At 41.5% G+C, this 25,227-nt stretch carries 20 protein-coding genes; 10 read left to right on the top strand and 10 right to left on the bottom strand.

The window, feature by feature from the left end; translation table 11 throughout:
- Window positions 1-3: 3 nt before the first annotated feature.
- Together KG708_RS17740 and KG708_RS16340 are read right to left on the bottom strand one after the other, a co-directional pair.
- Window positions 4-309, bottom strand: a complete 306-nt coding sequence (locus KG708_RS17740) for a hypothetical protein (protein ID WP_301003469.1) — start codon at window positions 307-309, stop codon at window positions 4-6.
- Window positions 310-603: 294 nt separating this feature from the next.
- The gene (locus tag KG708_RS16340) at window positions 604-3,399 is read right to left on the bottom strand and encodes a TonB-dependent receptor (RefSeq protein WP_213611554.1); all 2,796 of its coding nucleotides are present in this window, start codon (window positions 3,397-3,399) and stop codon (window positions 604-606) included.
- Between the two features lie 344 nt (window positions 3,400-3,743).
- Here KG708_RS16340 and KG708_RS16335 point away from each other — a divergent pair, with 344 nt between their 5' ends.
- A complete protein-coding gene (locus tag KG708_RS16335; RefSeq protein ID WP_213611546.1) occupies window positions 3,744-5,303 on the top strand; it encodes a ParB-like protein in 1,560 nt (519 codons plus the stop codon).
- Window positions 5,304-5,393: 90 nt separating this feature from the next.
- On the opposite strand, the gene KG708_RS16330 is transcribed toward KG708_RS16335, so the two are convergent.
- Together KG708_RS16330 and KG708_RS16325 are read right to left on the bottom strand one after the other, a co-directional pair.
- Window positions 5,394-6,296 (bottom strand): homocysteine S-methyltransferase family protein, encoded by a 903-nt coding sequence (locus tag KG708_RS16330; protein ID WP_213611544.1) that lies wholly within the window; start codon window positions 6,294-6,296, stop codon window positions 5,394-5,396.
- Between the two features lie 168 nt (window positions 6,297-6,464).
- On the bottom strand, window positions 6,465-6,710 hold the full coding sequence (locus KG708_RS16325; protein WP_213611538.1) for a DUF3297 family protein: 246 nt from the start codon (window positions 6,708-6,710) through the stop codon (window positions 6,465-6,467).
- A gap of 317 nt (window positions 6,711-7,027) precedes the next feature.
- Between KG708_RS16325 and KG708_RS16320 the strand changes: the two genes are divergently transcribed.
- The 6 genes from KG708_RS16320 to KG708_RS16295 all read left to right on the top strand — a co-directional run bounded on the left by KG708_RS16320 (window position 7,028) and on the right by KG708_RS16295 (window position 15,729).
- Entirely contained in the window at window positions 7,028-8,617 is a 1,590-nt protein-coding gene (locus KG708_RS16320; protein ID WP_213611537.1) for an alkaline phosphatase, read from the top strand.
- A gap of 11 nt (window positions 8,618-8,628) precedes the next feature.
- Window positions 8,629-10,425 (top strand): alkaline phosphatase, encoded by a 1,797-nt coding sequence (locus KG708_RS16315; protein WP_213611535.1) that lies wholly within the window; start codon window positions 8,629-8,631, stop codon window positions 10,423-10,425.
- Window positions 10,426-10,537: 112 nt separating this feature from the next.
- The gene (locus tag KG708_RS16310) at window positions 10,538-11,251 is read left to right on the top strand and encodes a hypothetical protein (protein ID WP_213611534.1); all 714 of its coding nucleotides are present in this window, start codon (window positions 10,538-10,540) and stop codon (window positions 11,249-11,251) included.
- 285 nt (window positions 11,252-11,536) lie between these two features.
- Complete coding sequence (locus KG708_RS16305; RefSeq protein ID WP_213611532.1) at window positions 11,537-12,193, top strand: ATP-binding cassette domain-containing protein; 657 nt, start codon at window positions 11,537-11,539, stop codon at window positions 12,191-12,193.
- Window positions 12,186-14,612, top strand: a complete 2,427-nt coding sequence (locus tag KG708_RS16300) for an ABC transporter permease (protein WP_213611530.1) — start codon at window positions 12,186-12,188, stop codon at window positions 14,610-14,612. Before KG708_RS16305 ends, KG708_RS16300 begins: the two co-directional genes overlap by 8 nt.
- Window positions 14,613-14,619: 7 nt before the next feature.
- Complete coding sequence (locus KG708_RS16295; RefSeq protein WP_213611527.1) at window positions 14,620-15,729, top strand: lipocalin-like domain-containing protein; 1,110 nt, start codon at window positions 14,620-14,622, stop codon at window positions 15,727-15,729.
- Window positions 15,730-15,916: 187 nt separating this feature from the next.
- On the opposite strand, the gene KG708_RS16290 is transcribed toward KG708_RS16295, so the two are convergent.
- The 6 genes from KG708_RS16290 to KG708_RS16265 all read right to left on the bottom strand — a co-directional run bounded on the left by KG708_RS16290 (window position 15,917) and on the right by KG708_RS16265 (window position 21,682).
- Window positions 15,917-18,448, bottom strand: a complete 2,532-nt coding sequence (locus KG708_RS16290) for a TonB-dependent receptor (protein ID WP_213611525.1) — start codon at window positions 18,446-18,448, stop codon at window positions 15,917-15,919.
- Window positions 18,449-18,656: 208 nt separating this feature from the next.
- Window positions 18,657-19,502 (bottom strand): DUF4198 domain-containing protein, encoded by an 846-nt coding sequence (locus tag KG708_RS16285; protein WP_213611523.1) that lies wholly within the window; start codon window positions 19,500-19,502, stop codon window positions 18,657-18,659.
- Window positions 19,503-19,537: 35 nt separating this feature from the next.
- Window positions 19,538-20,041 carry a DUF2271 domain-containing protein gene (locus KG708_RS16280; RefSeq protein ID WP_213611521.1) on the bottom strand — a complete coding sequence of 168 codons (504 nt, stop codon included), beginning with the start codon at window positions 20,039-20,041 and terminating at the stop codon, window positions 19,538-19,540.
- Window positions 20,041-20,673, bottom strand: a complete 633-nt coding sequence (locus KG708_RS16275) for a PepSY-associated TM helix domain-containing protein (RefSeq protein WP_213611519.1) — start codon at window positions 20,671-20,673, stop codon at window positions 20,041-20,043. The genes KG708_RS16280 and KG708_RS16275 overlap by 1 nt, the downstream gene beginning before the upstream one ends.
- A 104-nt stretch (window positions 20,674-20,777) precedes the next feature.
- Entirely contained in the window at window positions 20,778-21,173 is a 396-nt protein-coding gene (locus tag KG708_RS16270; RefSeq protein ID WP_213611517.1) for a DUF454 family protein, read from the bottom strand.
- A 26-nt stretch (window positions 21,174-21,199) separates the two neighbouring features.
- The gene (locus KG708_RS16265; RefSeq protein ID WP_213611516.1) at window positions 21,200-21,682 is read right to left on the bottom strand and encodes a MarR family transcriptional regulator; all 483 of its coding nucleotides are present in this window, start codon (window positions 21,680-21,682) and stop codon (window positions 21,200-21,202) included.
- Between the two features lie 471 nt (window positions 21,683-22,153).
- On the opposite strand from KG708_RS16265, the gene KG708_RS16260 reads away from it, so the two are divergent.
- The 3 genes from KG708_RS16260 to KG708_RS16250 are packed head-to-tail and all read left to right on the top strand — an operon-like array spanning window position 22,154 to window position 25,114.
- Window positions 22,154-23,008 (top strand): D-hexose-6-phosphate mutarotase, encoded by an 855-nt coding sequence (locus tag KG708_RS16260; RefSeq protein ID WP_213611514.1) that lies wholly within the window; start codon window positions 22,154-22,156, stop codon window positions 23,006-23,008.
- Between the two features lie 32 nt (window positions 23,009-23,040).
- Window positions 23,041-23,574, top strand: a complete 534-nt coding sequence (locus tag KG708_RS16255; protein ID WP_213611512.1) for a PH domain-containing protein — start codon at window positions 23,041-23,043, stop codon at window positions 23,572-23,574.
- Entirely contained in the window at window positions 23,564-25,114 is a 1,551-nt protein-coding gene (locus KG708_RS16250; RefSeq protein WP_213611510.1) for a PH domain-containing protein, read from the top strand. The genes KG708_RS16255 and KG708_RS16250 overlap by 11 nt, the downstream gene beginning before the upstream one ends.
- Window positions 25,115-25,227 lie beyond the last annotated feature (113 nt).

The following is a 25,227-nucleotide window of genomic DNA, read 5'->3' as shown; positions in this document are numbered from 1 at the left end:
GGCCTAACTATTTGAAGTTTTTCGCGCTTGCTCGCCAGCTTTTAACATTCGCTTGTTCAAATTTTGTTGCTCACGCTTGCTAGCTTGCTCACTGCGAATAAGTAGCCATTTTTGTTTGACACCACCATAATTGCTGTCATAACTGACGCCTTCATAGCCTTGGGAAATAGGTGTAAACATCAAGGTTGGAGCGTGTTTAATCAGTGCCTTCGCTTCTTTGAGTATTTGCGGTACTCGAGTAATAAATAATTGGCATTGAGCGTCTAAATTCTCAATCGTTTCTTTAACATAAAGCGCTGTATTTGCCACTAAATAACGGCTGGCTTGGGCAGCTTTTAAACTGCCTATATACGCCTTTACAATCTTTAATAAACTTAGAACAACTGCTCAATTAATGATCTTTTTTTATTTTAAATTGATGTGCGTAATGACAGATTAAAGCTCTAGATTTATAGTGTGTTGCTTATTGAGTTGATTGCTATGTTTAGGGCGCTGCTGATAGCGTTTGGGCATGCATTTTATCATGTGTAAGTCGTGGGACAGGGGTATATAGAAACCACATTTAGTATAGTGGTTTCTATATACACAGTGGTTGTTATGCTTTTAAAATTTCCCTTTTAGACCCAAAGCAAAGGTCATGCCGTATTCTTCATACTGCAAGGTAAATGCAGGGTCGCCTTGATACAGCTCTAGCGGTTCATCTGTTAGATTAATTAACTCGCCAACGAGCTCGGCGTGTTTGCTAAATTTATACGATGCGCTCAGATCTATCTGTGTGTGCTCTGCTACATATATGTCATATAATTTGTTATCGCCAACTTCGCTCAGAAATTTATCACGATACGATACGCTTAATCGGGTGCTGAATTTTTTGTCTTCATAGCCTAGGTAGAAATTACCGGCCTGATCTGCTGATTCTGGTAAACTAAACTGTTCGCTCGGGCGTTCTGTGACGGCCAGCTCAGTGTCAAGTAAGGTTAAGTTGGCACCAATTAACATGCCTGATAAAAATGGTTGATTAAAGCTATGCTGCCAGGCGAGTTCGAAACCTTTTATACTCGCACTGAGCGCATTGACAGGGCGAACCACATCAAAACCTGCAAATTCAGCGACATCATTACTGGTTAGCTCTACGACAAAGTTGTCAATGTCTTTGTAAAAAACGCCGGCTGAGAACAAGCTACCATCACTGTAGTACCAATCAAGCAGCAAGTCGTAGTTGACGGCTTCATACGGATTTAGATCTGGATTACCCAGTTTAACTTCGTTGTCTTCTAAATCGATTTCTGCGCGAGGCGATATATCTTTAAAACTTGGACGGGCAATAGTGTTGGTCCAGGCGGCCCGTAAGACTAAGCTTTGTGCCAGATCGTAACTTAGGTGCAATCCGGGTAATACGTTGGTGTAATCATTACTTACAGAGCGTTTGGTAACAGATAATTCGCCTTCTTGGTCAAATGTTAGCATGTTGCCTATCGCTGAGTAATCGGTGCGTTCAATCCGCATCCCTGCAATTAAACGCCACTGCTGCGCATCATAAGTCGCCATTAAGTAGGCTGCTTGTACATCTTCATCCGCTACAAAGTCTCCGCCCAGTGAAAGTTGCATATTTTCAGCTACATCTTTTGGGCGTTCGTTAAAGGCGCTGCGATTTTGCTTGAAGAAGTTAATATAACTTGAAGAACTTATACCTTGTCCAAGGTTGCCTAAACCAAAAGAAGGAGTGTTAATGGTAAACTGATCTAGCATGGCATCTGGGGTTTGACGGAGTTCGATTTCGTCGCTATCAGTGTCTTTTTGTTTCCAGCGCAAATCAAAACCTGATTTAAGTGTCAGATTGCTGTTACCAAAAGCATAGGGAAATTCAATATTGGCACCAATATTGTACTCATCGTCGTCAATTTTCTTAGACTCTAGTACGGCTCTATCTAATTCATAGTACGCATTATCGAGATGGGTTGTGTCGGCTTCACCTCCTTGAGAAATTGAGAATTGGGGTACGCCTTGTCCAAATGCGTAGCTGGCATTTAATGCATTACCAATGTATTCAAATCTACCTTCATTTTCATCTAGCACCCGCTCTCGAGTTGTAGATACCCCTGCATAATAATCTAGGGTATAGGTTTCTCTTATGTGGTTACCACCTAAATTGAAGGCCAGTGTATCTTGTTCTTTGGTTCGTAAACGAATTCGGCGGCGAAATGCATCAGGCTCAATCTCTGTCACAGTTTGGCCATCAAAATTGTTTAAGGTGCCATCTTCAAATATAAAGATACTACGCTGGCGAGTTTCTGCATCACTAAAGCGGCTAAATACGGTATTGGCAAAGTAGGTGTTACTGCTGTCTGGGCGGTATTCAAGGTTGAGGTTGGCTCCAATACGCTCACGGTTAACAAAATACTTGCGTTGTTGTAATTCTATTAAACTAAATACCTCACCATCCAAATAATCGACATTACCATACTCTGCTTCAACGTTATCCGATTCAAGTTTTCTATCTAGATAGTTTAGGCCAACCGATACGCCAAAATCTTTGTTATCACCATTGATACTGAAAGTCTCACTGGCATTGAGGCTTAGCTTTGGGCTTATTTCATTGCTTAGTTCATTAAATGAGGCTTCAGCTCGGTAACGGATTTGACGCCCTTTTTTTTCGAACGCAGAAGCTGATTGCACATCAACAGCACCGCCTATAGAGTCACCTGGCATATCAGGTGTTGGCGCTTTAGTAACAGAAATACCTTCAATTGAACCCGTTGGAATAACATCTAATGGCACAGCCCGCGAACTGCCTTCAGGCGTACCAATGCGCATACCATTGACGGTGACAGAGCTCAAACCAGCAGAAATTCCACGAATACTGACAAAGCGCCCTTCGCCCTGATCGCGGCTGATAGCAGTCCCTGGTAGGCGCTGCAGCGATTCAGCCACATTTTGATCAACAAACTGCCCCATATCATCTGAGGCAATAAAGTGGGTGATGGCATCGGATGCATGATACAAATTCAGTGCTTTATTTTGGGCCTGACGTTGCCCTATGATCGTCATTCGCTCTACATCCTCAAGCTGAATGATCACAGGTGTATTACTCGTTTCAGATATGGTGATTTGTGAGGTCTGAGTTGGCAAACCTATGTAACTCACTTTTAGAGTGACTGGACCCGTTGGTAAATTGCGCAATATAAACCGCCCAGCGGTATCTGTATAAACTTGCTGATCTGAACCTGCTACCTTTACTAGGGCTCCAGCTAATGGTGAACCACTTTCTAATTTTTGCACCAGCCCTTCTGCGACATTAGCAGCTTGGACGTAGGCTGACAGAGGTAAGCTTAATGCAAGTAAGAGGCTATTTAAGCGCGTATTCTTTTTAGAAAAAGGTTTTTTATTGCTAGGTAACATGTTGACTTCCTGAGTGTTATATTGGTTTGAAAGAATGTTAACAGTGTGTAATGACGTGGCGGTTACATATCAGTGACAGAGATATGACTAAAAGATCAGTCCAGATATAAACTTAAATTATCTTGTTATATGAACGTAGTTAGCATTTAAAGCAATTTTGTGGTTGTTTTTTGGTTTGCTCGCATTGTTACTACTTTTTACAAGGGTTGGCATTGTGACAAAGTAACACCTTGATTAAGGTTCTGTGCAACGCACAATGCAGCATTGTGTGATGGTGTGCTGTAAGTCATGTTATTGTCATGCCGCGCGTGTATGTTGTTAATTTATTTACTGGAGGCAATATAGTGCGCCGATGGAAGCAAGCTATTCTTGGTTTAATCGTATGCGGTACTGCTGCTACTGTAGCTGCAGTGCCTCAAAGGCAAGCGGGTGATGTAGTGTGGGTCGCTCTGGCAGATCTTAGGCCAACACAAAGTGGAGTTGCTTATGAGCAGATCAATTATCGGCTGGCTCAGTACCAAAACAGTCGTGAGCGATTATTTTCTGATCTTTGCCGTAATGCTGGTTGGGGTAAGTCAGTTCGTTTTTCGGCAGAATCCACGCCTGGCGATACTCAGAGCTACCAATGCAGTAATGCTTATAAAAAACAACGTAATTTATCCGCGTTAAAAACGGCGGTATCTGGCCCAAATAACCAACTGTATCTAACAGATGGCCATCATACATTTTCGGCTTTTTATGATATGCCAGGTGGTGGTGCTGATTTAAAAGTACCTGTGTATATAGACAAAATATATCAAACAAAAGATCTTAATACGTTTTGGCAGCAGGTCGAACAGGATGGTAATGCATGGCTGTTTGATGCAGCAGGTCAACGTATTCATTTTCAACAGATACCTAAACAACTGGGTCGCATGCAACTGCAAAATGATCCTTTTCGAGCGGCGTTATATTTCTTGCGCGATAGCGTGTGGGCCAAACCAAAACCAGCCATTCCTTATGTTGAATTTTACTGGGCTCAACATCTTAAACAGCAAGCGCATCTAAAGTTTCCTGGTTATTATAGTGCGGCAGAGTATTTGCAATGGTTGGAGCGTATTTATCATTACATTGCTAACCTTAATGGTCAGAGTGTTATATTCGACAACTATAAAGCCGCTGATTTGGGCTGGCAAGGGGGCCTGCATTTTGAGAAGTTAGATCAATTACTTTGTCGGCGCGATCACACCCGTTTGGGTGTTGGTAAGCTAGGTCTTGCTTTACAGCATCGGGGGATGCCGGTTCAGTGCGATTCGAGGCAGTATTTGAGTAACAATTTGTTAAGCACTGGTTTAAGCCAATTACCTGTTCCTTTGAATGCCGATAAAAGTGTAAATGTACTGATTGAAATAGCGGCGGGTAGTATAGACAAATGGCAGCAACAAAAAGCTAACCCACTGTTATTAGAGTGGGAAGAGCAAAATGGGACAGCCAGAAAAATTAACTATTTACCCTATCCGGTAAATTACGGTATTTTACCAAATACACTTTCTGCAAAAGAGTACGGTGGTGATGGCGACCCATTAGATGTGCTATTGCTTGGTGGCGCACTCACGCCAGGCACCCTTTCTAAGGCTAGAATTATTGGTATTATGAAGATGCTTGATAATGGTGAGCAAGATGATAAATTATTGGCTGTTCCGCTAACCGGTGTTTTTTCAGATATTTTCGATTTATCAGACTTGCAACAAAATTTTCCAAGCGTAGAGGTGAGTTTACAACTTTGGTTTGAGCATTATAAAGGAAGCTCGGCGCAAGTCAGCGTGCTAAGCTTTGATAATGCCGCAGCCGCGATGGCTATTCTAAAAGCCAGTTTAAATACATCGTCTGGATGTGATGTGTTTTGCGAAAAAAATCAGCATTAAATGTTGTGCTAAGCAGTTTTTTGCTTTTGTTATAAAAACAAAAGTAATAGTCATTATTGCAAAGCATTAGGGTCTGTTAACCTTGAAAAATCAACAAATTCTAATGCTCTTTTTCCATTGCGAGAGCGCTTTAATATATTCAGGACCAATGCCGCAGCAACCACCAATAATCGTTGCCCCAAGGCTATGCCATTGTTTAGCAAATTCTAAATATTCCGCAGGTGATAAGTCGCGATAACCTTGCGAGCCTTCATTGGCCTTATAATCACTGGCGATTGGTGTAAAACCATTTGCAAATGCCCCTAAATCAAGGTGTTTATTTTGCTGTTTTAGCACGCGATTAGTGTCGCGCAGCGCTTGTTCAATGACTTCGGGAATAGAACAGTTGAAAAGTATGCCCGCTATATTATATTCGAGTAGAGCCAAGATAGCGTCGGATACTAATTCTCCAGAGCGCAGTGTTGCTTGTTCGGTAACTTCATCATTTAGGGTACATGCGTAATAACATGGTTTATTTGAGTCTTTAAGTACGCTTGCCATAACTCGCGCTTCTTCAATGTTTGATATAGTTTCACCAATCCAAATATCTACATCGTCGTTTTGTGCTTCATAAAGGGTATTTAAAATAGCAAATGCACGATCACTTTGAAAAAAATCAGGACGATACGATCCAAAGGCGGGCGGCAGTGAGCCGGCAACGCATACCTTGCGTTGAGCATTTTGTGCAACTTCTTTTGCTATGATTGCCGCTTGCTTTGCAAGTTTAGCCCCTTGGGCTTTAAAACCTGCCTCTCCTAAGTGAAAGGGTACGCAGGCGTAACTATTAACGGTAATTATTTCAGCGCCAGCATCTATAAAACTTTGGTGTGCCTGGGTTACAAATTGTGGTGCCTCTATAAGTGCTTGTGCGCTCCAAAGTGGCTGTGAAAACGGCGCACCCATACGCTTGAGTTCACGGCCCATACCGCCGTCTAATATTGTTAAATTGCTCATAATGGACTTCTAAACGTCTAAATGGTTAAGTGTATTCAAACATATTTTTTGAAAATTCATAATGAAAATTCATCAGCTTGAGTATGAAAAAAGTTCAACATATTTTTAAAAGACACAAAAAAAGCGACTACCCAGTAAGGTGTCGCTGTTTTTTTTATAAGTAGGCTATTACTTATAAAACGCTTCTACAGTGCCTTTTACTTTCATAAGTAATGGCTGGCCGCGACGATCAAGCGCTTTAGGTGCCGCTATTTTAATCCACCCTTCGCTGATGCAGTATTCTTCAACGTCAAAACGCTCTTTACCGTTAAGTGTAATGCCAATTTCATGCTCAAATACTTCTTCTACATAAAATTTGTTACGTGGGTTGATAGAAAGTTGATTAGGTAATGCTGGTTTATTTGTATCAGTCATAGTGGTGATCTGCGTTGAATTAATTATGCACTATTGTAAGGCAATAGCGCGCTAATGCTCAAGCACGGGATCGATAAACTAAGCGGGTTTTTGTAAGTACAAAGGGATTAATGCTCGTTGAGTGTGCGAACAAAGATAAATAAGTTCTAATTTATCGACACAGACAGTGGCGATTTAAAACTCTTTTGTGATGATTGTCACTTTCTTGTAATTAAAATTTCCTTTATTAGTAACATCTATTGCCTATATTGCTGCGGTTGATGTTTTTTAAGATTACCTTTTTTAAAAATAACCACTACAGATAATGGGAATTACAGATGAAAATTAAAACAGTCGCGACAGCGGTTGTACTAACGTTGTCATTTAGCGCCGTTAGTCACGCAAATGTATTGCCATCAAGCCAAAAAGACAGCAGCTGGTACAGTGCTGCGCAAGCAAAATTAACAACGAAAACAGCGCAGGCACAAGCCGTTAAAAACAATAAAGCAAAAAATGTAATTTTGTTTGTTGGCGATGGCATGGGTATTTCTACCTTAACGGCAGCGCGTATTTTACAAGGACAACGAAACAATCAGCCGGGTGAAGAGGGTTACTTAAGCTTTGAAAAGTTCCCATACTCAGCGCAAGTCAAAACTTATAACGTTGATGCACAAACACCCGATTCAGCAGGCACCATGACAGCGATGATCTCGGGTGTTAAAACCGACGTAGGTGTTATTGGTGTAAACGAAGATGTTGAACGCGGTAAATGTTCTACAGCCATAGGTAACGAATTGCTTACAGCAACCGAGCTTGCTGAAATTAAAGGTCTAGCAACAGGTATTATTTCTACCGCTCGTATTACTCATGCAACACCTGCGGCAACCTATGCCAAATCGGCAAACCGTAATTGGGAAGATATTTCAGATATGCCAGAGGAAGCCGTTGAGGCTGGCTGTGAAGACATTGCTTCGCAATTAATTAACTTTGAAAAGAATTTAGAAGCACGTTTTTTAGGCACCGATATTGACGGTCTTGATTTTGTGATGGGCGGTGGTCGTCGTCACTTTTTACCTAAAGAGGCTGAGGCAAATTCAGCTGATGCAATGAGCGCAGTAGAAGGGGATCGTACAGATGGACGTAACCTTGTTACTGAATGGCAAACACACTACCCAAATGGCACTTATGTGATGGACCAAGCTGGGTTTGACGCTATTAGTGATGATGCCACTAAAGTATTTGGTTTATTTAACGAATCACACATGCAATACGAAGCTGACCGTGCAAACGATATTGCTGGCGAGCCATCACTCACCGATATGACTACAAAAGCAATTGATGTACTGGGTAAAAACGACAAGGGTTTTTTCTTAACCGTTGAGTCGGGTCGTATTGACCATGCGCACCATGCCGGTAATGCCTATAACGCACTAAACGACACCATTGAGTTTGCAAAGGCTGTTCAAGCTGCGGTAGATAATACCAACCCAGAAGAAACCCTTATTTTAGTTACAGCCGATCATAGCCATGTATTTACTATTGCAGGCTACCCTAAGCGCGGTAATCCTATTTTAGGGAAAGTAGTTGGCGTGGGTCAAACTACACCAACGTTAGCGGCCGATAACATGCCATACACCACGGTAGGTTATGCAAATGGCCTAGGTTTTAGAAACTTAGTTGATGAAACAAACGCAGATGCAGGCTACGCAAGTGGTCCAGTTGCAGGGCGTGTTGAGTTAAATGGCGTTGATACAAATACACCCGGATTCCACCAAGAGACAACGGTACCGCTTAGCTCTGAAACCCATGCAGGTGAAGATATTTCATTACATGCGACCGGCCCTGGCGCTCACCTTGCTCAAGGTGTTATTGAGCAAAATGTAGTGTTTCATTTAATTAATCAAGCACTTGAACTAACTCAGCAATAATGGCAGCTCACATGAAAAAATTAACAGTACTTTCTTTAGCAGTAATGGTCGCACTAGCAGGTTGCTCAAGTGATGACGATAAAAATAGCAATAACATCTTAGCCGTAGATAACCCAATTGCGGTAGGGTCTGAGCAATGTATTAACGGCGGTGTAGAAACGCAAAGCGGTGTAGATACTAATACAAATGGACAATTAGATGCAGGCGAGGTAACGCACACTAACTTAGTCTGTAATGACCCCGCAACATCATTAACAAATGAGCAGCTCGCATCACTAAGTGATAATGTATGGTTTAGCGATGCGCAAACAACACTTGCAAACGCGCAAGAAGCGGCAAGTAAAATTGTAACAGAATCCGGTAAAGCTAAAAATGTTATCTTGTTTGTAGGTGATGGTATGGGTATTTCTACCATAACTGCGGCGCGTATTTTAGCGGGGCAGTTACAAGGTGAAATGGGTGAAGACCATCAGCTAAGTTTTGAAACTATGCCTTATTCGGGTCTTGTTAAAACCTATAACGTTGATGCGCAAACACCTGATTCTGCGGGCACTATGACAGCAATGGCGTCAGGGGTAAAAACCGATGTAGGTGTAGTGGGTATTGCTGAAGCCGTTGAGCGTGGCAATTGTGCGTCAGGCAAAGGGCATGAACTGGTTACCTCATTAGAGCTGGCGGAAATTGCGGGTAAATCTACGGGTATTATTTCTACTGCGCGTATCACCCATGCTACACCGGCAGCAACCTATGCTAAATCGGCAGATCGTAACTGGGAAGACATTTCAGATATGCCCGCTTCTGAGGCCGAAAATTGTGAAGATATTGCCTCGCAGCTGGTTAATTTCGAGAAAAACCTAGAAGCCCGTTTTAGTGGCTTAGATGTTGATGGGATTGAAGTGGTAATGGGTGGCGGGCGCCGACACTTCTTACCAAAAGATGTGGCGTTTAATTCAGCGGATGCTATGAGTGCTGTTGAGGGGGATCGTACTGATAATCGTGACTTAACCGCCGAGTGGAAAACGCAATACCCAAATGGTACATATGTAATGGACCAAGCAGGCTTTGATGCCATTGATGCTGCCAAAACCGAGCGCGTATTTGGTTTATTTAATGAATCGCACATGCAATACGAAGCCGATCGTGACAATGATATTGCAGGTGAACCTTCTTTATCGCAAATGACCGAAAAAGCAATTGCCATACTCGATAACAACGACAAAGGCTTTTTCTTAACAGTGGAGTCGGGTCGTATTGACCATGCACACCATGCCGGTAATGCTTATAATGCACTAAACGATACTATTGAATTGGCTAAAGCTGTAAAAGTGGCCATGGAAAATACCAATCCAGAAGAAACACTCATAGTGGTAACCGCCGACCACAGCCATGTATTTACTATTGCAGGCTACCCTAAACGGGGTAACCCAATATTGGGTAAAGTCGTTGGTGTGGGTCAAACCGAGCCAAGTTTAGCAGCTGATAATATGCCGTACACCACCGTGGGCTATACTAATGGCCTAGGGTTTAGAGATTTAGGTGACGAAACCAATGCTGACGCTGCATATTTAGCTGCACCTGTTACAGGGCGAGTTGATTTAAGCAATGTTGACACTACCACGCCAGGTTTTCACCAAGAGGCACTGGTGCCACTGTCATCAGAAACTCACGCAGGTGAAGATGTGGGTGTATATGCAATAGGCCCAGGTGCACATTTAGTAACCGGTACTAACGAGCAAAGCTTTTTATTCCATGTTATGGACTTTGCCGCTGATTTTGTAAAAGCAGCCGATGAAAAACTAGCGCAATAAACCTTGTGTTATAAAACAACCCGTACTTTGTGCGGGTTTTTTATGTCATTAAATTGCCATTATTAGCCGTTATGTTAGTGCAATAACAAACACGCTCCACAGAGATAAACTAATGAAAAAAGCATTATTCATACTTACAGCACTTGTCAGTAGTAATACGTTTGCGCAGCAGTGCGATATTAATGCTGCACAATTAAAAGCCGACTATAAAATTATCAATACACATAAAGCGCAGCAAAGTACACAGTTACTCACACTTTGGCGAGATCATCAGCAGGTTGCGCATCAAGGGGAAATGATCACTGAACTTTGGCAGCAATTGAGCAATAATCAGCTTCGTCCGATTCGCTTTTTTAATGCTGAGCAGCGCGGGATTGAGTATCAACCTTCTGAAGTGCGCGGTGTGCAAAATTGGAGCGCTAAAAATCAGCTGGTGGATTCGCATTTAATTGAAAAAATGACGCTCGTAAATACGCAAGGCGAGGGCTGTGATCAAGTAAAAAATTACGTACTCACTGAGGGTGATACTCAATTTAAGCTCACATTTTTGCCGCAATCAAAATTAGTAAAAACCTTTCGCGTAACTAATGAAAAAGGCCAAACAGAAACCGTGCTTAGCCTTAATAAAGTGAATAGCGACGCGCAAGTTATTACGGCGCAGTTTGCAAAGCTAGATAACTTTCAAACCACCGACTATGCCGACATTGGCGATAATGAAAGCGATCCATTTTTAGCTAAAATGATTAATCTTGGTTTTATAGAGCACGGCGCCACCGGTTTTTATAACCAGCAAGGCGAGGCTATTCAAGGTGGGCATCATCATTAGGTCGCTTTTTTGGCTTAGCAGAGTCCTCTGTTAAGCCATTTTATTTATATCTTCCATAGGCTGATGCATTGTCACGCTATAGTGGGTAACGAAAGCCCCACCATGTAATAACTATATGGCCATTTCCTGTAAATAACTTATCAACTCCTTATGCGCCTACGTTTAGTTTAAGTCATTGATACGCATAACTTAGCTATTTAAAAACTAATGCAAAGGTGAGCACTTTGCTGTTATGGTATCGTTTAAACAATGGGTCTCATTTTTTGTTACAGGAATACTACTTTTATGATTGCGTTAAATAATGTGTTTTTTTCACGCCAAGATGGCACTTTAAAACGTACTATCATAAATGACTTATCGTTAAATATTATGGCCGCAGAGCAAATAGCTTTATTAGGCGATAGCGGCTCGGGTAAAACGACATTGTTAAATTTACTAGCCGGTTTATTGTCTCCTGAGGCTGGCGAAATTACGGTTAATGAGCAAAAAATTAGTGCTTTTAATGCTAGAGAGTTGGCGTTATATAGACGCAAAATAGGTATTATTTTTCAGCATTATCAGTTGCTCAGCCCGTTAAATGTAAAAGACAACATGTGTTTTCAAGCAAGGCTTAACGGGTTATCGCCTAGCGACGATGAAATACAAAAAATGGCTACAAAACTAGGTTTAGAAGGTAAGCTTTCGGCGATGCCTGAGCAACTATCGGGCGGTGAGCAGCAGCGGGTTGGAATTGGTCGGGCGTTATTAAATAAACCTAAACTTTTGCTGGCAGATGAACCTACCGGAAACCTTGATGCCGCTCGTTCACAAGATATTGTTGCACTACTAAAAACATTATGCCAAGAGCAGCAAATTATCTTAATTATGGTCACTCATAGCCAGCGCTTAGCTGATCAATTTGGTTATCAGCTCTTTTTAAAAGATGGCCAAATTAATGGCTGAGCTTAAACTTATTCTAATAACGTACGGGCAGTTTTACCGCCGTCGTAGTGGGCTGTTATTACTATTTTTTATTGGCCTTAGTTTAGGCGCTGCGCTGCTTACTGCCATTCAAGGGTTAAACCTAGAAGCCGGTAAGCGCTATCAACAAACAACAGCTTTAATTGCAAATCCCGTAACGCATTTTGTACGCCCTGTACTAGGTGAAAACAAGCTGCCCCATACGCTTTGGTCAAGGCTTAGAGTGGCTGGATTTTCGCAAGCCCAGCCAGTGCTCGAGGGTGTGATTGAAACTAAGAGCAAGCAAAAGTTGGCGCTGCGGGGCGTTAATTTATTACAGTGGCTTAATGTGCCTAACACGGCGAACACAGCGCCAAATAACAAGGGGAACACGTCAATAGGCACCTTGCTGAATACAGTTTATGTTGACCCTAAGTTAATCCAACGATTAACGTTAAATAACAGTATTACTGTAAAAGTTGGCGAGGGATTACGCACTCTAAAGGTGACCCCTTTGCAAGGTTTAGGTATGAATATGTTAATGGATATCAGTCTTGCCGATCAGCTACTCAACGCCAATGGAAAAATTAATTACATAGAGCTCAGTGGATTAACAAGTAAGCAAAACACACAATTAAAGGCACTTATTGGCGATACGGCACGACTTGAAAGCGCTCAGCAGCAAGCGTTTGATGCGCTATCTGAGGCGTTTTTCTTTAATTTGCAGGCATTAGCATTGCTAGGCTATGTGGTTGGCGCGTTTTTAAGCTTTAATGCCATTAAGCTGGCGTACAACGCGCGCGCTCATTTACAACAGCAAATGTGGGTGTTGGGTTGTCAAAAATCCGCACTTATTAAGGCGCTGGTTATTGAGCTGGCGTTACTTAGTTTTGTGGCAGCTGTATTGGGGGCGTTATTAGGTGTTGTTTTGGCAAATGCGTTGGTTATGGATGTGTCGGCTAGCTTACGAGGGCTTTACCAGCTAGATAGAAGCTTTGTCGTAAATCTTAATGTCAGTATGGTGGCGAGCGGTTTTGTCCTCAATATTATTGTGTTATTAGGATTTTTAGTGAGCCAGTCTCAGGTATTTAATGCTTTTTTTGTTCGCGCAAAATGGTTTATGTTGATGTTAGCTATTGTCACTGCCAGTTACTTAGCATTAACGGCGAGCACTAAAATAAGTGCTTTATTATTATGTGGTTGCGTATTACTGGTCTTTTTTGCTATTACCGCGCCTGTTGTCAGGGCTGTGTTTAATACCGCATGGCCAACACAAAATCCAATAATTCAATGGTTAAAAGCCGATAGTATAGTACAGCTACCTGCGTTATTAAGTGCTGTATTGGCTATTTTAATGGCAATGGGAGCAGCCGTTGGTATGCAAATTATGGTCGGTAGTTTTAGCGATACCCTAGACACGCATCTTGAAAAGCGTTTGAGCGCCGATTTATATGTAAGGCCTGAGCAAAATATTGACGCTTTACAGCGTGCTTTTAACGCGCTCCCCGACGTTGATAAAGTCGGCGTTTATTGGTCTGCAAAAAGTGAGCTTAACACAGCGCGAAACACAGTGGCGGTTAATGCCATGGCGTTTGGTGCAACCGCCGAGCATAATCAACATCTCACCTTGTTAAATAATCAAGCGCTCACATCGACTATGTTTGAAAAAAATGAAAGCGGTATTATTGGCTGTTTAGTGAATGAACCTGCCCTATTGCAGTATCAAATAAAACGAGGTGATGTCATTAACCTCAAACAGCATATGCATGATCTTACTTGCCAAGTGCGCGCTGCTTATTACGATTATGGTGAGCAAGGTTTAAATGTAGTGGTAACAACGGATGGGCTGTTACAAAGTGGTTTTAATTATACTCAATATGGGTTATCACTTTGGTTAAACTCAAAGAGCGATGTTGATGCTATGGCTGAGTTTATTCAAAAAGAATACCAGTTGGATAGTCAGCAGGTTATTGCTAATCAAGCGTTTAAGCGCTTTGCAAAGCAATTATTTAGTAAAACCTTTTATGTTACCCAAGCACTTAATTTATTTATTATGCTGATTGCCTTATTTGGTATGTGGGTCAGTTTTTTAACATTAGGGCGAGGGCAACTACAGCCTATGGCGGTATTACAAACATTGGGCGTTACTCAGCGACAATTATTGGGTGCAAAAGTATTACAAGCTGCCATTGTTATTTTAATCACCTTATTACTAGCAATACCGTTGGGGCTTTGCCTTGGCTGGGTGTTATTAACGTATGTAATGCCGATTGCGTTTGGGTGGACAATGGCCATGAGTATTAATTGGTTGCAGTTAGGGGTGTTTGCCACGCTAGTGTTTATTTTGGCTTTATTAGTTAGTGCATTGCCGCTCATAAAACTAACGCGAAGCGCTGTGGCAGATAATGTCGCCAAATTATAGGGATCATATGAACACAACAAAAAGCGGTATTATTTTTATTATGCTCAGCATCTTGGTAGCTTGTCAGCCAATTGACGGGCAGGAAAAAACAAATGAGCCGATACATAATGGATTTTCGCAGCAGTTTGGAAAGGCTGTAAACAAACAAAGTGGGCTGCGTTTTCCTGACGATCACGGTGCGCATCATCAACAAGGTATAGAGTGGTGGTATGTGACTGCCAACTTAGAAGCAGATAATGGCGACACCTTTGGTGTGCAATGGACGCTATTTAGGCTCTCAGTTGATGAGCAAAATAAGATAACAGAACAATCACCTTGGTGGAACGGCCAGCTTTATTTTGCACATTTTGCAATTCAAACGGATACCCTGCACCAAGCGTTTGAAAAGTACGGACGGAAAAACCAAGTAACTATTACGGCTCAGCCATTTATGGCGCGTTTAGATGATTGGCAATTATTGAGTGAGAGTGAGTCATTTTTACCGCTTAATTTAAGTGCGCAGCACAAGGATTACAGTGCAAATTTAAAGCTGAAAAATAGCCCCCTAGTCAAACATGGAGAGCAAGGATATAGCCAAAAAACACACCAAGGACACGCCTCGTATTATTACAGTTATCCGTTTTTGGAGGCGCAGGGTGAGGTGGTTTTTGCCGGGCAAACGTATAAGGTAACCGGCAGTGCATGGCTTGATAGAGAGTGGTCTTCGGCGTTAATCGATCCGACTCAAAATGGCTGGGATTGGTTTAGCATTCAAGCCGATGAGACCGAGCTAGGTGGTTTAATGGCATTTTGTATTCGTAATAGCCAGCAACATTATGATTACTGCAGTGCATCGCACATTACTCCCGATGGACACGTACGCGCCATTGCAAATGACGATGTGGCGATACAGGTATTAAAAACACACGATCTTAAAGCTAAAACGCAACAAAAAGCATTGATCAGTAAAACCTACCCAATTAAGTGGACACTCAATATTGAGGGGTTTGAACCTATAATAATTGAAGCGCGAAATCCCGACTCGCGTAATCAACTAAGCATCCCTTACTGGGAGGGGCGTATTAAAACCCAAGGTGGTTTTAAAGGAAAAGGGTATGCAGAATTGGTGGGGTACTAAGGTATACGGCGCTGGGAGTATGTTCTTTATAATGCTAATAAGTAACTTACTTAATTAAGTGAATAGGTATAAATGTTAAACATGCGCTATCTAAAAGCTTTTGCCTAAGGGGGATTTTATCTCTCATATATAAAAGGATGCACACGGCATCCTTTTGTAATTACACTCTATTTAATTGATGGTTTACTTAAAAGTTGTAAGTAATGTTACCGTATAAAAAACGCCCATCTAAACTGTATGGCGAATAAGGTGTGTATGGAAATATTTGCCCAAAGTCAGAGTAGCCAATGTTATCTACTGTAGCTTGTGGGTACTGATCGAATAAGTTATTCGCACCTACTGCAAACTTCCACGCATCGTTAGGGCGATAAGCGATTTCTAAATCAGTGATCCATTTAGCATCTAAATATTCATCACCCTCGCGGATGGTTGAAATATCTGCCACTTCCCCATAGCGAGTCGCACGTAAGGTTGTTTGCCATTGGTTAAAGGACCAAACTGCTGATAGGTTTAGCTTGTTATCGGGTGTGCCTTGCTCAAAACGACCGATTTCACGACGCGCAAAGACCACGTAGTCATCACCTAAAGAATTAAGCTCGCTCGGGTTTGCATCAACATGCGTGATTTCGGTATCGTTAATATTCGCCGCCGCGTTTAAGCGCACATCACCGAATGTATTTAGATCAAGCGCGTAGGTTGCCACAATATCAACACCTTGCGTGCGCGAATTGATGGCATTGGTAAAGTAACGAACACTTTCGGTATTTAGTTCGCCAGCATTAGCTAGAATTTGCTGCACAGCGTTACCGCTTAAGTTTTCAGACAGTACAATACGGTCATCAATATCTATGCGGTAGGCATCAACCGTTAAGCTAAAGCCACCTTGGGTGTAGACAAATCCGGCAGTAACGTTAACCGAGTCCTCTGCATCAAGTTGTTTTGCACCTAACGCTTGGGCTGCAGGTGTAGAGCTTGGAAATAGACCAATTTCAAAAGGCTGATTATTTTCAAGAACGGTCGATATTTGACGGTAAGAGCTTTGTGCAAGTGACGGCGCACGAAACCCTGTACTTGCAGCACCACGTAATGAGAGGTGGTCGTTAATACTGTAACGGGTGGCTAATTTTGAAGTAAACGTATTACCAAAATCGCTGTAATCTTCATAGCGACTAGCTAAAACTACATTCCATTTGTCAGTTAAGTAAGTGTCAAATTCAGCGAATACAGCGACATTATGGCGGCTTTCATTGGTTGCGCTTTGCGGCCCAAAACCAGGAAGCACTTGTGCACCGCCGGCAGCAATTGGATTACCATTACTATCAAGTGCAGTAATATAAGAAGCTTCTTCACCTTGCTCTATTTTATAGCTTTCATGGCGGTACTCTGCACCAAGAGTGAAAAACACATCATCAGGTAGGCCAAAGTCAATGACGGTATTGGCATCAAAATTAACTAAAAATTGATCGTAAATCATAGCGCCATTATCAAACTCAGTTTGGCTATTAATACCTAAAGACGTATTTAGGCTATTTACAACACCTAAACCAAAGTTGTTACGGCCGTAATTAGTACTTATATCCCAGGTCCAGTCGCCACTATCGCCTTGTAGGCCAAGTGCGAGAGAGTAATCTTCTACATCGGTGGTAATTTGTGGCAAAAAGCCGTTTGGGTATAGCTGTAGAACATTGCGGCTGTCTTTTGCGCGGCGGTAAAATCCGCCCGAGTTCCCCTCACGCTCTGAGTAGCTACCAAACGAGTAAACATTAAAGCCATTCTCTAAATCGTATCCCATATTGTAAAACAAGGCGTAGTCTTCAAGCTGCGCTTTACCAAAACGATGGTTATAGCGATCGATTGTAAATTCGCGTGGATCTAAGCTGCCATCATCTAGGCGGCTGTATTGTTCGCGTGGATCAAAACCAGAGCGTTGAGTTGAGTCGTTATCACGGTATTCAATTGAAACGTTTAAAAAGCCGCTGTCTGCCAGTGAAAAACCTGAGTTTGCGCTAATTGTACGAGTACTGCCGTCGTTAACCTTACGATCGTCGCCTAAATTAAAGGCAAGGTTGCCGTTTTCATCAGCATAAGTGCTATTTAGTTGTGGTACGCCGGCCATTTGGCTGTCGTATTGTCCATAGGTTACGCTAACACTGCCGCCTTCGGTGGCATCTTTTAAAACTATATTGATTACACCCGCAATGGCGTCAGAGCCATACTGTGCTGCAGCACCATCACGCAGTACTTCAACACGCTTTATTGCAGAGGTGGGGATCATATTTAAATCAACCGCGGTAGAGCCACGACCAACCGTACCGCCTAAGTTTAATAACGCACCAGAGTGGCGACGTTTACCGTTAATAAGCACTAAGGTGTGATCGGGTGCTAGGCCTCTTAATACAGCAGGGCGAGCATGGTCAGTACCGTCAGACAGTGTGGCGCTTGGGTAGTTAAAGCTCGGTACTTGGTTAGCCAGCACTTGGCTAATTTCAAGTTGACCTGTGCTTGCCATATCGTCGTTGCTAATAATATCAACAGGCACAGTGCTTTGCGCAATACTGCGCAAGCTGCGGCGAGTACCTGTCACTGAGATCACTTCGATATTTTCTTCTACTTGATTGTTTTGCTCTGCGGCATTAGCGGTGGAATATGAAGTGCTAAGTGCTGTAGTGATAGCCAAGCTAAGTGCTAATTTATTAGCGGATAAATGCTGAAAAGTCATTAAGCGTGCCTTGAAGATTTGAAAAGGGCGCATCATATAGAAGCAATTAGTGCATCGCAAAGATCTAAATTGACTATGTTATTCAACTATTATTATAAAAAAAGTGATCGGAATAACAGATTAAAATAGAAACAGGCTCTAAAGCGTTTTAGTTATAAAAAGGCGATAGGCCAAACGACTATTCGTTTGGCCTATAACAAGTTAAAAGTTACTCTGGAGCAACTTCAAGGGTGGTAAATAATGCATAACGACCTGCATCTACACCTTCTTCAGTTACCTCTACTTTTTTAGACGTTTCGATTAGGTATAAACCTGGCTGTTGCCATGTAGTGCTAAAGTAACCATTTTTGTCTGTTGTTACTTTTACTTCACCACGGTTATTACGATAGCGCGTATCACCTTTTAAAATACTTATTTCAATCCCTTCGCCAACTGGCTTTCCATCACTAAGCAGTTGAAAGCGTGCTTGCTCACCAACAAATAAGTCGTTTGGATGAGTATCGCCACTAATTTCGAGGCCTACACCAAGTAGGGCTGGCTTTGATGTACCATTGCGGCTGACAAAAGTATCGACAGTTGAAATCATTTTCATTGTGGTGATATCACTGGCGTCTTTAGGTAAGTTGGCATCGCTCTTTTTAGCAAATACACGGCTTCGCTCACCGGCTGCATTTTTGTAGAATGTCATGTACATTGGCTTTTGTGTCATCGCAATATGATAGGTGCCTTGATCTTCTAATTTTACTGCAGCAGAGTTTTTACGCTTTAAGTAATAGGCACGAATAGTATCGGTAACTTGCTCGCCGCCAGGGGTAAGTGCCATAAGGAGTTTATCGTCATATTCTGCGCCTTCAGTGCTTGGGCGATAGGCTTTGTCAGGTGCAAAAATTTCGTTTGAGATACTTGCATCAATCATCACATAATGTGCTTTGTCGCCTGAAAGAGAGGTATGTGAAGGGACGAGCCAGCGCGCATGTGCGTTGGCATAACTAGATGCAAGCGCCGTAAAAGTAAGTGCGCCGATAAGTGCGCTTTTAAGTAAATTGATTTTCATAGTCTTTCCTTATTTAAATTATTTAGCAGCCGTATTTACTGGCTTTTTATGGTGACAAAGCTTTGTGAAAATTCATTCGTGCCATCAATAGTAATTTTGCCATCTTTATTCAGATCAAGTTCTACACGGGTGTAATCGCGGCCACCTTCTTCGCGGACAACTTCTAAGTTAAGTAAATATTTGCCTGCAACGACGGTTTTGCCATCTAAATCTGCACCATTCCAGTTTATGGTGTAAGTGCCAGGGCGTTTTGTTGCACCGGTTGCACCGTCAAAGTTTGCGGCACTTTTTCCAGCTTTACGCCACCACTGGCGTAAGTCTTTAAACCATTCTGCTTTTTCCACCCACAACGCAATTGTCGTTACGTGTTTACGTTGTGGGGTTTCGAGCCAAACGGCGACGTAAGGACGGTGATAAGGTTGTACGTTTAAATCAGGCAGAGTTAGTTCTATTTCAAGCTCTGCAGCATTGCCATAAGATTGAAACAAAGTCGCTGTTAATAAAACAATAGCGGCAATGAAGATGTTAGGTTTTAGCATTAAGACACTCCTTTTAGTTGCGGTACCCAGCATAAATAAATAACTATCGGTGTTGCGATCCCCAGCACAGTTAGCCATATTCCTACTAAGCGTTTTTTTCTGTTTTGAAATAAAATAATCATGCCGGTCAGAGCAAATAGGATCATCAGCCCTGCTGATATATCAATAACCCAGCTCCATACTTCGCCGGTGTAACGGCCTTTGTGTAAATCGCCAATAACACTTAGAATCCCACCGGTTTGATAATCTAGTAATAATTCGCCACTGATAAAATCAAATTCTGCATAGGCATAGCCTGCGGGTAATGGGTAATCGAGCATGACTAATGAATCATGCTTGTCCCATTCAATGCTTTTAACTTTACTCAGCCCATAATGGCTGGCTAAGTAAGTTTCTATTTCTGGGTAAATAGCCGGTAGATTGTTTAATTGTGTATTTGCTTGAGCCAGCAGTTCATCAGCAATTGCGACGCTAATTTGCCCATTGCTTTTATCATTCTTTAGCCAATCAACGTGATTTAATACGATACCGCTTACGCAAAATAGAATAAGCAAAAAAAACAAAGCGGTAGAGATATAAATATGTAAAGCGCGGCTCATACTGTATATAGCGCGTTTATTAATAAAGGACATAAAAGATGCAGGTTTATTTAAATTATACGGATGATAATGATTTGCATTAGTTATTACAAACTTATTTACGCAACTTTACATTTTTTGAACTTAAATTGAATATATTAGGTTTTAGGTGGTGTTGAGGGTTTTGAGATTAAATAAGTAATTACAAACACTTCAATGACTGCAACTAGGCTAATAAGCCAGGCAGGGGAGCTGTTACACACTAAAAAAATAATCCCTACCAGCATACCTATAGCTGCAGCATATTTTGCCTTTACAGGAACTACTTGATGGGTGCGCCAGTGCTGTAGTGTTGTACCAAAACGAGGATGGTTTAATAACCAAGATTCAAGTGCAGCAGATGAGCGAGCAAAACATGCTAATGCTAAAATTAAAAATGGTGTAGTTGGCATAACAGGTAGCACAACTCCAATAATGCCTAGCAACACACACAATAGTCCAAGTAACTTAAACCAGAGACTTTTATAATAATTAAAAGCGTTTTTTATTTTCACAAAAGATCGGCGTGTGGATACATATTTTATTCTTTAGACGTTTGAAATAATGCGCCTACTTCTAAAAGAGGGGAAGCGTCTAGTTTGTCGGCATCCATCATTGCGGCAATACGTTGCATTGATGAAAGAAGTAAACTTTGTTCCCATTCAGCAAGGGCAGAAAACTTTTCAATAAAGTGTTCTTGCAGTGGCTGTGGTGCCTTTTCAAGGAGTATTTTGCCTTGCTCGGTAAGGTATAAGCTGACTCGACGTTTGTCCATTTGGCTACGAACACGTGTTACTAAGTTTTTACTTTCGATTCGGTCAAGAATATTGGTGACCGTGGCAGGGCTTAAGTTAACATTTTGCGCAATACGACTCGCGGTAATGCCATCTGTTTGAGAGACTTCGTGCATTATAAGCAGTTGTGGTCCTGTTAAACCCGCTGTTTTATTCAGTTGCTTTGAATGTAAGTCAATCGCGCGGATAACCTTACGTAAAGAAACTAGTAATTCGTCATATTTTTGCATTTGATTATCTCATGGAGGGCGAATGATTTGCCGTATTCATGAAATGTTACACATCAAATAAATTGAATTCAAATTATATGTAGTATTTAACCATGTTGTTATTGGTTTTAGCGGTAATTTAAATACTATTTGCTAAGATTACGCACTTTGAATAGTGCCAAAGCAATACGCAATACACAGCCTTAAAAGAGCGCCTAGTTTTTGACTTGAGTTAATAAAAAATAGAGTAACTAAATAACTATTGTATGTAGCTTATGTTTTAAGCATGCTTTATTGTTTGTATAGTAAGTTACCTGAACTATTGATAATAAATCTATTTCAAGCCGTTATTATCAGCGTTAACTGCGTTGCATAAGCTAAAAGTATCTGGTTAGAGAAAAATCATAAATATCAATATAGTGCAATAGTAAATATCTTAATCCGAGTTTAGGTTAAGTACTAAAAATTAGTCTTAGTGTGAAAGGAAATAAAATGCAATTATCACCCTCAGTATGTATTGAGCGTACAGATAGCGGTTTAGAATTTATGAGTATTAATAGTCACCAATGTAAGGCGAAAATATTCTTACAAGGTGGACAAATAACTGAGTTTACACCCAAAGATAAATTACCATTATTGTGGGTATCTGGGGATGAGACGTTTACTGAGGGAAAAAGTATTCGCGGCGGGATTCCTATTTGCTGGCCGTGGTTTGGGCAACACGATAATAATGAATTTCCGGCGCATGGCTTTGCACGCACGCTGGTATGGCAAGCAGATGAAGTTAACGAGAGCGACAGCAATGTAACGGTGAGTCTTAAGTTACCAATGAGACAAGTAAACCCTACTTTTTGGCCATATCAATCCTCTTTACGGGTTGAATTTATTTTATCTGAGCAGTTAGAGGTGCGCTTAACTACTTGTAATTTAGGTAATACGCCATTTAGCTATACACAGGCGTTACATACTTACCTGCCAATAGCAGATATACATAATACGCGAGTGGCAGGGCTACAAGGTGCGCAATATATTGAGTTTGATCAAGGGCCTTTTAAGCAAGATGGCGTAGTCGAGTTTACCCGTGAAACAGATATGGTTTATACCCAAGCTGCTGCGGTACAAACCATTGAAACACCCCAAGGGATAATTAGCGTCAGCAGAGAAAACTCACGTTCGTGTGTGCTATGGAACCCTTGGATTGAAAAGTCAAAACGGCTGTCAAATTTTGCCGATGATGACTATCAAACCATGTTATGCCTAGAGGCTGCCAATGTACTTGAAGATGCGGTTACGCTTGAGCCAAAGCAAAGCCATACGCTGGTTACAACAATAAAGTGGCTTGGTTAAGCCAGCTAAAAATATGCGTAATGGAGTAAAGTGTGTTTACTAATCAACAAATAACCGACCTACCTCAACACAAAAGTATTGTGTTTGAACCGCTTGCCGATAAAGCGTTATTGCATGCACAATTAAATTGGTTGTTATTTTTCATTCCTTTTAGCTTAGTTTTAACCGCTGTTTGTTATTTTAACCCCGACTTTGCTGCTATGGCGCAAGGTTACTTATTGGTTGCTGTTCCGCTATTAATTTTACTTTGTATGCTTTACAGCGTGTTCAGCATAAAATTACAAGGTAGCGCACTGCGTACCCACGATATCGCGTTTAAAAAAGGCATTATTTGGCAGCAGGTGACTATTTTGCCGCTGGCGCGCGTGCAGCATATTGAAATACATCGAGGACCAATAGAGCGCAAGCTGGGGCTAGCCAGCTTAAGGCTTTATAGTGCGGGTGGCATGAGTGCCGATCTGCAGATGAGTGGCCTGACCCACGAAAAATGCAAAAATATTCGCCAGTTTGTGCAAAGCTATCGTCATGATGAAACAAGCAGTGAGGTATTAGCGAGTGAATCTTGATGCCGAGCAAATAACTTCTCCATCACTTAATTGGCAAAAAGTATCACCCTGGGCGCTGGTTTATTTTGTAATGTATTTTAGTGTGCGCTTTATAAAAGATGGCTTATTTAACTTATTGCCTGTGTTGGTGGTGTTTGTTACTCAAGTCGAAAACAAACTATTTTGGGGGCAAGTTGCGCTTGTGGTTGCCTTGGTTTCGCTGTTTATTTATTGTTTTTTGTATTATCGCAGCTTTCGTTTTTGTATTACTGACGAGCATGAAATTTTATTAAATAAAGGCGTGTTTAAAAAAGAGCGGCTCACTTTAAAGTTTTCTCGGGTGCAAAATGTAAACATAGCAGAACCCTTTTACTTTACTCCCATGGGGTTGGTAAATTGTATTTTTGATGCTGCAGGCAGCGTTGCGCAAGAGGCTGTATTGCCAGGGGTAACCAAAGATTATGCGCAGCAGATGCGTAAACACGTTTTTGCTTATAAAGCGCAGCAACAACCATCAGCTGAGGTGGCTGATACAGCGCAATCTCACATTGAAGAGCAGAGTGAAAATAGTTTATTCATTCCAAATAAAGAAATAGCTAAGTTTGGTTTAATGTCGAACATGGCCATTTTGGCGCTTGCGGCTATCGCTCCTTTTATGAATGTGGCTATCGACTTTTTAGAGCAGCAATTTATAACAAAAATAGAAGGTTTTTATCAGCAAGAGCTAGGTATGGTTGCCAATGCGGCAGTATTTGCGGTGATTACTCTCATCATTGCTTTAGTTTTTATTGCGGTGTTTTTATCGGTCACTATGTCGCTCATTCGCTTTTATAATTATCAGCTTTATTTTAAAAATAAAAAATTTAAGCGCATTGCAGGGTTGTTAGAACGCCATCAATTATCAATGAGCTTGGACAAAGTGCAGTCAATTGTTATTAAGCAAAACCTCGTTGCAAGGCTGTTACAACGCTTTACTGTTGAATGTTTGCAAGCCAGCAGCGGCGGTACTGCAAGCATGGCGAAAAAGAATAAACAAACCTTAGTGCTACCTGTGCTCACGCAGGAACAGGTAGATGGCGTATGTCAGTGGATATATCCGTGGTTTAATAGTAAAAAGCTGGCATTTAAAAAGGTAGAGTGGGCACTACTATATAAAAATATGGTGTTTTATGCTTTGCTACCAAGTGTTGCTTCAGGATTTTTAATGCACTTTATGCAGCTTAATGTATTAATTTCATTAGCGTTATTTTTACTGTTAGCCACGTTAGTGTTTTTATCTTATATACGTTATGGCTACTACCTTCATCAGCAAGATGGGCGTTTTTATATGGTGGTTCGCAAAGGTATGATAGGCGTGCATTACCGGGTATTTGAGCTTTATAAAGCACAAAGCGCCCGTGGGGTGAGCACTTACTTTATGCGTCGTTCTGGTTTAAAGAGTGTATATATACAGCTTGCGGCGGGCGGTGCGTTTGTTCCTTATTTAAAACAGCACGATGCTGACTTTATAATCGATTTTACTCTTATGCAGGCCGAGTCAGACCCCCGTAGTTGGATGTAACTTCCCCTGTTGTAAATAACCATGGCTCAGGTTAAATAATAAAGTAGGTGTAAATACACATTTGCACATGCTTTATTACACTTTTTTACTATAAAATCAGTTAGTTTAATAAT

Source organism: Pseudoalteromonas sp. (assembly GCF_018402495.1).
Classification (GTDB): domain Bacteria; phylum Pseudomonadota; class Gammaproteobacteria; order Enterobacterales; family Alteromonadaceae; genus Pseudoalteromonas.
The sequence above is the reverse complement of the archived record's forward strand: the minus strand, read 5'-3'. Positions and strand labels throughout refer to the sequence as shown.

What these genes read in the sequence shown, in the direction of transcription:
- KG708_RS16280 (WP_213611521.1), bottom strand. Translation starts at nt 20,041, where the DNA reads ATGCTAAAACCTAACATCTTCATTGCCGCTATTGTTTTATTAACAGCG.
- KG708_RS16320 (WP_213611537.1), top strand. Translation starts at nt 7,028, where the DNA reads ATGAAAATTAAAACAGTCGCGACAGCGGTTGTACTAACGTTGTCATTT.
- KG708_RS16295 (WP_213611527.1), top strand. Translation starts at nt 14,620, where the DNA reads ATGAACACAACAAAAAGCGGTATTATTTTTATTATGCTCAGCATCTTG.
- KG708_RS16315 (WP_213611535.1), top strand. Translation starts at nt 8,629, where the DNA reads ATGAAAAAATTAACAGTACTTTCTTTAGCAGTAATGGTCGCACTAGCA.
- KG708_RS16260 (WP_213611514.1), top strand. Translation starts at nt 22,154, where the DNA reads ATGCAATTATCACCCTCAGTATGTATTGAGCGTACAGATAGCGGTTTA.
- KG708_RS16310 (WP_213611534.1), top strand. Translation starts at nt 10,538, where the DNA reads ATGAAAAAAGCATTATTCATACTTACAGCACTTGTCAGTAGTAATACG.
- KG708_RS16275 (WP_213611519.1), bottom strand. Translation starts at nt 20,673, where the DNA reads ATGTCCTTTATTAATAAACGCGCTATATACAGTATGAGCCGCGCTTTA.
- KG708_RS16325 (WP_213611538.1), bottom strand. Translation starts at nt 6,710, where the DNA reads ATGACTGATACAAATAAACCAGCATTACCTAATCAACTTTCTATCAAC.
- KG708_RS16330 (WP_213611544.1), bottom strand. Translation starts at nt 6,296, where the DNA reads ATGAGCAATTTAACAATATTAGACGGCGGTATGGGCCGTGAACTCAAG.
- KG708_RS16290 (WP_213611525.1), bottom strand. Translation starts at nt 18,448, where the DNA reads ATGACTTTTCAGCATTTATCCGCTAATAAATTAGCACTTAGCTTGGCT.
- KG708_RS16305 (WP_213611532.1), top strand. Translation starts at nt 11,537, where the DNA reads ATGATTGCGTTAAATAATGTGTTTTTTTCACGCCAAGATGGCACTTTA.
- KG708_RS16265 (WP_213611516.1), bottom strand. Translation starts at nt 21,682, where the DNA reads ATGCAAAAATATGACGAATTACTAGTTTCTTTACGTAAGGTTATCCGC.
- KG708_RS16300 (WP_213611530.1), top strand. Translation starts at nt 12,186, where the DNA reads ATGGCTGAGCTTAAACTTATTCTAATAACGTACGGGCAGTTTTACCGC.
- KG708_RS16285 (WP_213611523.1), bottom strand. Translation starts at nt 19,502, where the DNA reads ATGAAAATCAATTTACTTAAAAGCGCACTTATCGGCGCACTTACTTTT.
- KG708_RS16340 (WP_213611554.1), bottom strand. Translation starts at nt 3,399, where the DNA reads ATGTTACCTAGCAATAAAAAACCTTTTTCTAAAAAGAATACGCGCTTA.